The 11,469-nt window shown below is 60.0% G+C and carries 7 protein-coding genes; 4 read left to right on the plus strand and 3 right to left on the minus strand.

The features are described from left to right. Positions 1-2: 2 nt before the first annotated feature. Positions 3-1,355 carry a Fic family protein gene (locus tag NMB39_RS16920; protein WP_057022609.1) on the minus strand — a complete coding sequence of 451 codons (1,353 nt, stop codon included), beginning with the start codon at positions 1,353-1,355 and terminating at the stop codon, positions 3-5. Between the two features lie 96 nt (positions 1,356-1,451). After that, positions 1,452-3,077, minus strand: a complete 1,626-nt coding sequence (gene pvdP / locus NMB39_RS16925; RefSeq protein ID WP_124356109.1) for a pyoverdine maturation tyrosinase PvdP — start codon at positions 3,075-3,077, stop codon at positions 1,452-1,454. Positions 3,078-3,218: 141 nt separating this feature from the next. Here pvdP and pvdM point away from each other — a divergent pair, with 141 nt between their 5' ends. Genes pvdM through pvdO form a run of 3 tightly spaced genes read left to right on the plus strand, consistent with a single transcriptional unit; the run spans position 3,219 to position 6,756 of the window. Next, a complete protein-coding gene (pvdM, locus tag NMB39_RS16930) occupies positions 3,219-4,568 on the plus strand; it encodes a pyoverdine-tailoring dipeptidase-like protein PvdM (RefSeq protein WP_057022611.1) in 1,350 nt (449 codons plus the stop codon). Between the two features lie 18 nt (positions 4,569-4,586). Then, the gene (gene pvdN / locus NMB39_RS16935) at positions 4,587-5,855 is read left to right on the plus strand and encodes a pyoverdine-tailoring periplasmic protein PvdN (protein ID WP_494340396.1); all 1,269 of its coding nucleotides are present in this window, start codon (positions 4,587-4,589) and stop codon (positions 5,853-5,855) included. 28 nt (positions 5,856-5,883) lie between these two features. Further along, a complete protein-coding gene (gene pvdO / locus NMB39_RS16940; protein ID WP_494340395.1) occupies positions 5,884-6,756 on the plus strand; it encodes a dihydropyoverdine dehydrogenase in 873 nt (290 codons plus the stop codon). Between the two features lie 86 nt (positions 6,757-6,842). On the opposite strand, the gene NMB39_RS16945 is transcribed toward pvdO, so the two are convergent. Next, positions 6,843-9,332 carry a TonB-dependent siderophore receptor gene (locus tag NMB39_RS16945; protein WP_306957731.1) on the minus strand — a complete coding sequence of 830 codons (2,490 nt, stop codon included), beginning with the start codon at positions 9,330-9,332 and terminating at the stop codon, positions 6,843-6,845. Positions 9,333-9,727: 395 nt separating this feature from the next. Between NMB39_RS16945 and NMB39_RS16950 the strand changes: the two genes are divergently transcribed. Then, the gene (locus NMB39_RS16950; protein ID WP_494340394.1) at positions 9,728-11,377 is read left to right on the plus strand and encodes a cyclic peptide export ABC transporter; all 1,650 of its coding nucleotides are present in this window, start codon (positions 9,728-9,730) and stop codon (positions 11,375-11,377) included. Positions 11,378-11,469 lie beyond the last annotated feature (92 nt).

Here is an 11,469-nt window from a genome sequence, read left to right on the forward strand (position 1 = left end):
ACCTAGCCTGCCGATATCAGCTTCTTCAAGTTGGCTTGACCATCCTCGCGGGCAACGTAGAGGAAGCTCTTACCTTCCTGCACTTTGAACAGCACCTTCATGGCAGCCAGCTTCTCAAGGTCCTTGCGTGCGGTGTTTTCCGAAATGTCATAGTCATGGGTGAGTTCCTTGGGCATGAAGATGCGCCCAGGGTGTTGCAGGACTTTCTTCAAGAAATGCCCCTGCCGGTTATTCAAGTCATCCTGCAACCCAAGCGTATTCAGCCAGCTCATCAGTTCCACGGCTTCTTTGCGTTTGCTTTCGAAGTACGCCATGAATTCATTGATGGCACGCTCGATAACCCGTAGTTGATAAATGACGAAATAGGTCAAATCAAAAGCGTCAGTTTCCGTATGGATGTATGAGCGCCCATATTGCATGGGCGCCTCCTTGAGCAGCGTGCTGATGGAGATGTACTCAAAGGGCCAATAGCCGCTTTTGAGCATGAACCAGTAAAACAAACACCGCGCCGTTCGCCCGTTGCCGTCCCTGAAGGGGTGCTCGTAACCAAGCATAAAGTGGAGGATGATAGCTTTCACTACGGGATGGATAAAGTGCCTGCCATCCTGGCCGTCATGTCGGTCATTGGCAAATCGGCAAAGCGCTTCCAGCCTGGCCGGCAGCAGCGTTGCCTGAGGCGGTTGGTGGACGACTTCATCCCCTGCACCTCCCACAAAAATATCGTCAGTGCCCCTGAGCTGCCCCGGATGAGCCTCGTCCTCTTCAATGCCCGCCGTGGCAATGCCGTGAAACTCGCAGATCAGCGCAATAGAGAGGTTATCGTCCTTGCTGTATTTGGCTTGCTTCATCAGGTGATAGTTATTCAGGATCATCCGCTCATCATCATTCTGAGGCGTGCGCTCCTTGGCCAGCATGTCCTTGGCGATCTTGCGCGTGGTCGCGGCGCCTTCCAGCTGGGCGCTGGAGATCGCTTCCTCCATCATCAGTGAGTCGACCAGGTATTGAGTGTTGTCGCGGTATTGGGGAGACGAAGCCTTAGCCCCACCCAACCTGGATGTGACCGATTCCACGGCATGAATCACCGCGTCGCAAAAATCAGTGGTGTACAAGAAAAAAGGCCTGTCGCATTCGCTGCGCAACTCCAAGGTTTTGCTCGCACAGGCCCGTGACATTTTGATTGCTGCCCATGCCGCTTCTTTGTTGATACCCGGCGCGGGATAGCGTCGAAACTCATCCCAGTGCAAATACCGACCTTTCTCGTCAATCGCCTTGAAGGTGCGGGCCAACTCAAAGATTTCCAGACCGTGACGTTTTAACAGCACCTCGAAATCCACTGGCTTTTGGATCTTGGCCATGACTGAAACTCAATTTTCAAAAATTGAGTTGATCGTTACGCCCAGGCGTGAAAGTGTCAATGTTTACTTTGCCACAAATGCGGTGTTATCCGGGCCTTACACCTCGCGCTTGACCTTCAAGTGCCGTGCATACCACGGCCGTTTTGGTACGCGCTTGAACAAACCTTCAAGCAGTTCCTCATCGGCGCCAAAGGTGATGCGCAGGGCCAGCTTCATGATTTCCGGGTCCATTTCCATCGAGCGCCCCTGTTGCAGCCCCGGTGTGGTGCTGCAGCCGTGGGTGTCCGGGCCCAGCCATGGGTCGCCCACCTCCACCCAGCGGCCCGGTGCAAACCAGGCCACGTCGTTGACCTTCATCCGCGTCACCTCGCCAGGGTTGAACCGTTCGTGGGCACGGAACCAGTCTTCGATACGGTCGTCGATCCAGCCATGAAAATGCCAAAACACCGGGTTTACATGGGATGAAAACGGATCGCCGAGAAAGTCGTTTTCCGGCGCGTACCAACGTGGGGCAAAGTCCGCAGGGTCACGGGCGAACGGCACCGGCGCACCGTTGGACGGATCGCGAGGCACTGAGGCCCAGCGCATGTGCAGCCAGTCGTGCAGGCCCAGCTCCATCTCCGAGCCCAGTTGGCCCAGGGTCAACTGGGCCAGGTAACGCGGATCGCGGTATTGGGATTCCCAGACCTGGAAGTTGCTGTGGTAGGTTTCGGCCGCCTTGATGTCGCTGACCCACTGGGTGTAGTCGGCGTCATCCGGTGCCGACCAACAAGGGGGCAGCGCAAAGCCGTCGTGGTTGTCGAAGTACCGCAAAAAACCCAGGCGATCACGCTCCAGCGCCGGTTGCGGTTCGGGGAATTGCGGCCATGAGGGCAAATCCTGCATGGAGCGTGCGGTGCCGAGCATATGGCGGTGCATGAAGAAAAAGTCGATGCCCGAGCCGTTGCGATCCTTGCGTTTGCCTCGGGCGTCGCGCTCCTGGCCCCGTGGCCCGGGTTGCCAGCCGATGCCGCGCAGGGCTTCGCGTTGTTCTTCGGAGAGCTTGTGCCACCGATCACGGCTGGCGTGCCAGAGTTGGTGAAACAGCCGGTGTTCGGGAGACACCAGCCAGGCCAGCAAGGTCGGATTCAGGCCTATGCGCTGGCGGGCTTCGGGAAACAGCTGTTTGTGGGCAATGAAACGGTTGTCGCGCTCGGTCAAGGCCAGGGGGCGCTCAAGGTCGAGAATCTGCCCGCTCAGGGTGCCGCTGCCAGCATTGCCGAAGTCGGCCCAAACTTCATCGAGGGTCATCTTGAACTCATAGGCGGGCACATCGGCCTGCGCATCGCGGTCGATCAAGCGCCAATAGAGCACGGCGCCATCGCCGGTGAGCAGATCGCCCAATACACGGTAGCGCGGCTCGCCGTCGGCGCGCAGGTTCTCGGCGGTGTCCAGGTAACCACGCAGGCCGCGGCCACGGGGGGCTATATCGAGCAGCAGTTCCAAGCCGTCCCGCGGCAAGCCCTTGAGCCCGGCATCGCGGCCTTCCAGGCGCAGGCTCCATACACCGCGCAGGGTGTCCGCCAGATGCTGGCCCTGAATATCGGCAAGGTCGACCGTGGCTTCGCCGGGGGTGATGGGGAACTCTTCCCGCGTCAGCTCGCGATGGGCGTAAAAGGCCGCCGGCACGGCCGCGCCGGTCAGCGCCAGGCCTGCGATGAACCCACGTCGAGAGATTGTCATTGTCTACCTTAGGAAACGGCTTAATCAGAGCTAGAACGTTTGCAGCCCGCTGAAATTTACCGCCGCGCCCCCGCACCTAAATTTCCCCCGTCATCGCTCGTTCTTTCCTGATAGCAAAGGCCTCAACTGACTGAGATGGCAATGACAAAATCACGTTCGAAAAAGGCGCTGTATATCGGCCTGCCGTTGGCCCTGGCTATCGGCGCCGGGTCCGGTTTTCTGATCTGGGACCAGTGGTTCAAGGGCAACGCCGGCTACTCGCTGGAGGTGATCAAGCAAGCCAATGAAATGCAGGATCGCCTGTTGTCGTTTGACAGCCATATCACCGTGCCCCTGGATTTCGGCACGGCGGGTAATGAGGCCGACAAGGATGGCAGCGGCCAGTTCGACCTGGCCAAGGCAGCGCGTGGCAGATTGTCCGGCGCCGCGCTGACGATTTTTGGCTGGCCGGAAATCTGGAGCGGCCCCAACGCTCCCCACAAGCCCACCGACGGCTTTGTCGAAGAGGCCCGCCATGAGCAGGAGGTGCGCTACAAGATCATTTCCGGCATGGTCCGCGACTTTCCCAACCAGGTGGGCATCGCCTACACCCCGGACGATATGCGGCGCCTGCACGGCGAAGGCAAGTTTGCAATCTTCATCAGCATGCTCAACGCCTATCCCCTGGGCAATGATCTGAACCAGCTCGACCTGTGGGCCGCACGCGGCATGCGCATGTTCGGTTTCAGCTACATCGGCAATAACGCCTGGTCCGACTCGTCGCGCCCGTTGCCGTTTTTCAATGATTCGACCGACGCCCTCGAGGGCCTGTCGCCCATCGGCCAACAAGCGGTGCACCGCCTGAATGACCTGGGAGTGATCATCGACGTGTCGCAGATGTCGACCAAGGCCCTGGAGCAAGTCGCGCAATTGAGCCGCACGCCGATGGTGGCGTCCCACTCGGCGCCACGGGCGTCGGTGGATATCCCACGCAACCTCAGCGACAAGGAACTGCAACTGATCAAGAACAGCGGCGGCGTGGTGCAGGTGGTGGGCTTCCCCGCGTACCTGCGCCCCTTGAGCCAACCGACCCAGAACAAGCTCAACGCCCTGCGCGCGCGCTTCGACCTGCCGCCGTTGCCCAACCTGGCCATGGCCTTGATGCCCGGCGACGCAATCATTGCCGCCTGGCCCGAGCAACGCTTCGGCCAATACGCCAGCGCGCTGTACGCCATCCTCGAGGAAGAACCCAAGGCCACCCTCAAGGACCTGGGGGACGCCATCGACTACACCGTGCGCAAGATTGGCATCGATCACGTAGGCATCGCCTCGGACTTCAACGACGGCGGCGGCCTCAAGGGCTGGGAGAACGTCGGCGAAGTGCGCAATGTCACCGCCGAACTGATCCAGCGCGGCTACTCCGAAGCCGATATCGCCAAGCTGTGGGGAGGCAACTTCCTGCGCGTGTGGGACCAGGTACAAAAAGCCGCCAAGCCATTGGCCAACCGCTAATCACCACGAAGTAAGTCCATGACCGACCGCCGTACATTTCTCAAGCAGGCCGGCGTCTTTGCCGCGAGCCTGCCACTGGGCACCGCACTGCTACCCCAGGCAGTGGCAGCCACTACGAACGACCCATGGACGGGACTAAAACAGCTGTTCAACCAGGACCCGGATTACCTGCACCTTTCCAACTTCCTGGTGGCCTCGCACCCCAAGCCGGTGCGCGAGGCCATTGAACGCTACCGCATGCAAATCGACCGCAACCCAGGGCTGGCGATGGACTGGGACCTGCAGGAAACCTGGAAGCGTGAAGGTCAGGTGCGCGAATGGGCCGGCCGCTACCTGAATGCAACCCCTGCACAAATCGCCCTCACCGGCAGCACGTCCGAAGGGCTGGCGATGATTTATGGCGGGATCAAGGTACGACCGGACCAGGAAATCCTTACCACGGTGCATGAGCACTACGCCACGCAGAGCAGCCTGGATTTTCGTGCGCTCAAGCAGGGCACCCGGGTGCGTCGTATCCACCTGTTCGAGAACGCCGCCCAGGTATCCGCCGACGAAGTGCTGGGCAACATCCAACGCAACCTCCGCCCCAATACCCGCGTGCTGGGTATGACCTGGGTGCAATCCGGCAGCGGTGTGAAACTGCCCATCGGCGAGATCGGCCAACTGGTGAACGAACATAACCGCAACCGTGACGACAACGACCGCATCCTCTATGTGGTCGACGGCGTACACGGCTTCGGCGTCGAGAACCTGGATTTCCCGGACATGCATTGCGACTTCTTTATCGCCGGCACCCACAAGTGGATGTTCGGCCCGCGCGGCACCGGCCTGGTGTGCGCCCGTGACGCCGAGAACAAATACGTCACGCCGATGGTGCCGACTTTTTCCGAGGACAAGGACTTCGCCACCACCATGACGCCAGGTGGTTATCACGCCTTCGAACATCGCTGGGCCGCCGACGAAGCCTTCAAGCTGCACCTGCAGCTGGGCAAAGCACCGGTGCAGGCACGTATCCATGCCCTCAACACCGAACTCAAGGACCAGTTGCTGGCCCACCCGCAGATCGAGCTGGTCACGCCGCGCAGCCCTGAGCTGTCGGCGGGTTTCACCTTCTTTCGAGTCAAGGGCCAGGACAGCGACGAGGTGGCGGCCTACCTGATGAAAAACCGCGTGGTGGTGGACGCAGTCGATCGTGACGTCGGCCCGGTGATTCGTACCGCGCCCGGCCTGCTCAACAGCTCGGATGAGCTCCAGCGCTTCGTGACCTTGCTGAGCCAACGGCTATGACCTTTTTCCCTTTGGACGAGATGCCCACATGACTCCATTCCGACTCAAACCCCTGACCGCACTGGCGCTCACCGCCCTGTGCGGCGCGCTGCTGCCCAACCTGGCCCAGGCCGCCACACCACAACCCGGCAAGGTATTCAAAGACTGCAAGGATTGCCCGGAAATGGTGGTATTGCCTGCCGGCACCTTCACCATGGGCACGCCGGAAGGCGAAGTCGGCCGCGAGCCCGACGAAGGCCCGATGCATGCCGTGACCTTCGCCAAGCCTTTCGCCATGAGCCGTTTCCATATCACCGCCGCTGAATGGGACAGCTACGTGCGCCAGTCCGGCGTGAAGATCGCCAACGGCGACGATCGCCCTGGCCGCGAATGCATCGCCAGCAAGCCGCGCTACCCTCAAGGCCCGCGCCAGCCGGCGGTGTGCATGGATATGGACGATATCAAGCAGTACGTGAGCTGGCTGTCGAAGAAGACCGGGCAGCAGTACCACATGGTCAGCGAAGCCCAGCGCGAATACGCCGCTCGTGCCGGCACAACCGGCCCGTTCCCCTTCCCGTTCGACGAGGGCAAGGGCTACAGCATCGCCAAGCACGCCAACACCTACGGCCCGGCAGATGGCTATAGCTATTCGTCGCCGGTCGGCAGCTACCCGCCGAATGCGTTTGGCATGTATGACATGCACGGCAATGTGTATGAGCGGGTGGCTGATTGCGAACATCCGAACTACATCGGCGCACCGACTGATGGCAGTGCGTGGGTGGAGCCCAACTGTGAGGGCTATCAGATTCGTGGCAATGACTGGGGTGAGGCACCGGTGTTTTCGCGCTCGGGCAACCGCAATACCATCTACCCGGATACCCGCGGAGACTGGCTCGGTTTCAGAGTCGTTCGTGACCTCTGATCCAGGCCGCCTTACCCACTAATACAGAACGAAAGCGGGAGGGAGTCAACTCCCTCCCGCCTCTTCGACCCCAGCGCCTCAGCGAATCAGAAGGTCCACTTGGCGTTGACCATGGCATTGCGCGGCTCGCCATAGGAGCCCGAGTTGAATGTACCCATGCCATCGTAGTACTTCTGGTCAAACAGGTTGTTGACGTTCAAACCTACGGTCAGGTGCTCATCGACCTTGTACTTGGCCAACAAGCCGACCACCGCAAACGGATCCTGGGTCGCCTTGTAATAAGGGCCTGTATAGTTGATTTGCGAAGACGCGTACATCTCGCTTTGCCAAGTTACGTTACCGCCGACGGTCAACTTGCTCCACGCACCCGGCAAGCGATAAGTCGTGCCGAACTTGAACAGGTTGATCGGCTGGTTGGTCTGGACCCGACCGCCATCCTTGTCATGGGACTCACGGTAGGTATAGCCACCAAACACATTCCAGCCGCTGGCCACTTCACCGGAGATCTCGGTCTCGACGCCACGGGTATTGGTGCCACTGATGGCCTTGTACACCGCGCGGCCGGCAGAATCCACGCCCGCCTGCTCAGGTGTGTTCTTCTGCTCAATGTCGAACACAGCGATGCTGGCATTCAGCGCGCCGTTGAAGAACTCACCCTTGAGACCGATCTCATAGTTGTCGCCCTCAAGCGGAGCCAGTGAGCCGCCCGATCCAGTTTTGTAGAAGGTCTGCGGCAGGAAGATGCTGGTGTAACTGGCGTACGCCGAATAGGTGTCGTTCAGTTCATAGACAACGCCGACATAAGGTGTGACAACCCCGGTTTTCTTGGTCTTGTCGGTGGCCTTGGTGCCCTTGAGGTAATCACTGACCTCGTCTTCCTGGTTCCACCAACTGAGCCGGGTGCCCAGGATGATGGTCAGCGGATCGAACGGTTTCAAGCGCAAGGCACCATACAGGCCGGTCTGCTGCAAGGTGGTGACGGTGCCGCCATCCTTGAAATACTGACGACGCCCGTACTCATTGCCATTCCAGTTGAAGATATTTGCCGACCCATAATCGCCGTCATCGTTGTGGCTGGCGTAGTTGGGGAAGTTAAGGTGCGTACGCGAGGCACTGGCACCGACCACCAACTCATGCTCGCGCCCACCCAGGTTGAACGGGCCGGACGCATAGGTATCGAGGGTGTCCTGGGTCTGGTAGCTGTCCAGGCGATAAATGAATACGCCTGTGCCCTGCCCTGTCGCCGGGTCAGGGTAGCCACCACTGGCCGATGCGCCCTGGCCTTTACGGTACGAGTATTGATGGCTGTAAGCTGTTTTCAGGCTCCAGTCATTGTCCAGCTTGTGATCCAGCATGGTGGTGAAGTTGTAGCTGGTGTTGTCCATGTAACTGGAGCGCGAGGCCGGGTTGAATGACCGGGAGAAATTGGTTTGCTTGCCGTTACTGAAGAACAGCGGGATATGCCCATAACTGCTGCCATTGGCATCATTGTTCTGATAGTCGAGGCTGGTGCGTAGCGTCGTGCTGTCGTTCAGATCAATATCCAACGCGCCGTACATCACGCGCTTTTCCTGGCCGTACCAGTCGATAAACGAATTCTGTTTCTGGTAGGCCGCCACAAAGCGCCCACGTACATTGCCCGTTTCAGTCAACGGCCCGGAGACATCGACTTCGGAGCGGTAGCGATCCCATGCCCCCGCCTCCCCGGACACGTAGCCCTGGAAGTCCTTGGTCGGACGCTTGCGCACCAGGTTGATGGTGGCGGACGGCGTCCCCGCGCCACTCATCAGGCCGGTAGCGCCGCGAATCACTTCGACGCGGTCATAGATAGCCATGTCCGAAATGGCGCCGACGTATTGCTGGGACTCGTTGGCCACTTGCGACGGAATGCCGTCGTACTGGAAGTTCTGGATGGTAAAGCCACGGGAGTTGAAATCGAACCGTTCGCTGTCGCGATGGTTGATGCTGATACCAGGGGTGAAGGCCATCACTTCGTTGAGCGTAGACAGGTGCTGGTCATCCATCAGTTGCCGGGTGACCACACTGACCGACTGTGGGGTTTCACGCAGAGACAATGGCAACTTGGTTGCAGTACTGGTCGCGCCCGTGGTGTAGGAACCGCTGTTTTCGGTCGTTGCCCCGAGCCCCTCGGCACTGATATTGGTCGCCCCCAGCGTCATCACCGCCGACCCACTGGCAGGCGGCATCACCACATAGCTGCCGCTGGCTTCGCGACTGGCCTGCAAGCCACTGCCCGACAACAACCGGGACAGCCCTTCATCCACGCTGAATTGGCCCCTCAGCCCGCGGGTGGTTTGCTGGCTGGCCAGCGCCGGGTCGTAGGAGATCGAGACGCCGGCCGCCGAACCGAACGCCATCAGCGCTTGCGATAATTGACCGGCCGGAATCGCGAAGGCGACCTTGCCCGCCTCGCCCTGGGCGAACGCGGCGCCCGGCATCAACGTAGCAGCCGCCGGCACGACCAGTACAGCCCCCAGCATCATCAGGCGCACGGCCTGCGGCAATTTCTTCAATGCGTAACGCTTGGGCGTAGACAACCAAAGGGGATAAGACATCGACAGCAATCCTTGAGCAATGAGGCGTGTGATTGGCAGAAATAGCGGCGTCTTTGAGCGCCTCTGGTGAATGAGACGGATGGCCTAATGAAAACCAGACTCATTTACCCGTTTTTTTTTAACCGCCCCCACCGGAAATGAAACCCGGCCCTATCAGAACTAAAACGCTTGTCGGCAGGAAAAATTTAGGCGCGCCACCAGAATCTTGCGCCAATGCAGCGCCCGCCCTTGCTGATCAGCGCCCACAACGGCGCACCACCTCCAGGTCCGGCGCGATAAAGCTAAATCGCGCCAGAGTCGAAACGTCTCCTACAAAAGCCCGCCGGCGATCAGCTCGATCGACGCAGCCCCCACTCGCCCATAGCACGTAGCCACGTCGCGACCGAGGTAGTTTCATGACTGCAAAACCGCGTAGCGCCCTTCGCGAACTCTTGAGCCTGCTCAAGCCCTATCGCTACACCGTCATCCTCTCGATTCTGTTCGGCATCCTTGGAGGCCTGAGCGTCACCGCGCTGCTGGCCACGGTTAACCAGGGCCTGCACAGCGAATCCGGCCTTACCACTGCGGTGGTGCTGGCCTTTGCCGGCCTGTGCGTACTCGCCTTGCTCAGCAGCATTGCCGCCGACATTGGCAGCAACTTTGTCGGACAAAAAGTCATTGCCCGACTGCGCAAGGATCTGGGTGCGAAGGTATTGTCGGCACCGATCGAGCAGATCGAACGCTATCGCAGCCACCGGCTTATTCCGGTGCTGACCCACGATGTCGACACCATCAGCGATTTCGCCTTCGCCTTCGCCCCGCTGGCCATTTCGATCACGGTGATCCTTGGCTGCCTGGGCTATCTGGCGAGCCTGTCGCTGCCTATTTTCCTCATGACATTGCTGGCCATCGGCATCGGCTCGGCCATCCAGTTCATCGCACAAGGCAAGGGCATCAAAGGCTTCTATGAGGCACGCGACGCGGAAGACAGCCTGCAAAAGCACTACTCGGCCATCGCCGAAGGCGCCAAGGAGTTGAGGATTCACCGCAAGCGCCGCCACGCCATGTTGACCCGCAATATCCAGGCCACCGCCGACCACATCTGCGACACGCACGTACGCTCGATCAATATTTTTGTGATCGCCAAAAGCCTGGGTTCGATGCTGTTCTTTGTGGTCATCGGCCTGGCGCTGACCCTGCAATCGTTCTGGCCGAGCAGCAACCCAGCGATGATGAGCGGCTTCGTGCTGGTGCTGCTCTATATGAAAGGTCCACTGGAAAGCTTGATCGCCAACCTGCCGATCATCAGCCGTGCGCAGATCGCTTTCCGCCGCATCGCCGACCTGTCCGAGCGTTTTTCATCGCCCGAGCCTCACCTGCTGCTGGATGCCGATGAGCGCGCCATCCCACCCATGAAGCACCTGGAATTGCGCGACGTGCAATACGCCTTCCCGCCCGTGGCAGGCAGCGAGCCTTTCACCCTGGGCCCGGTCAACCTGAGCATCGAGCCCGGGGAGATCCTGTTCATCGTCGGTGAAAACGGCTGCGGCAAGACCACCCTGATCAAACTGCTGCTGGGGCTGTACACCCCACAGAGTGGCGAAATCCGCCTTAACGGCATGGCCGTCGACGCGCGTGGCCTGGATGATTACCGGCAGATGTTCACCACCATTTTTGCCGACTATTACCTGTTCGACGAACTGGTGCAGAGCGATAAAGCCCTGCCGGAGGATGCCAACCAGTACCTGGAGCGCATGGAGATCGCCCACAAGGTCAGCATTCGTAACGGCGCGTTCACCACCACCGATCTCTCCACCGGGCAGCGCAAGCGCCTGGCCTTGATCAACGCCTGGCTCGACGAACGACCGGTGCTGGTATTCGACGAGTGGGCCGCCGACCAAGACCCGACCTTCCGCCGCGTGTTCTATACCGAGTTGCTGCCGGACCTCAAGCGCCTGGGCAAGACCATCATCGTCATCTCCCACGACGACCGTTACTTCGACGTCGCCGACCAGTTGGTGCGCATGGAGGCCGGGCGCGTCATCAGCGAAAAAGCCGTCGCCTGAACCGCCCCTGCGGCGAGCGCCCTGTCGTTCGCCGCCGGCCATTGAAGTCCCGTGTCACACCTAAATCTCGTCGGCCACGCTTCGTCTTTCTG

The organism is Pseudomonas sp. FBCC-B545, assembly GCF_059134095.1.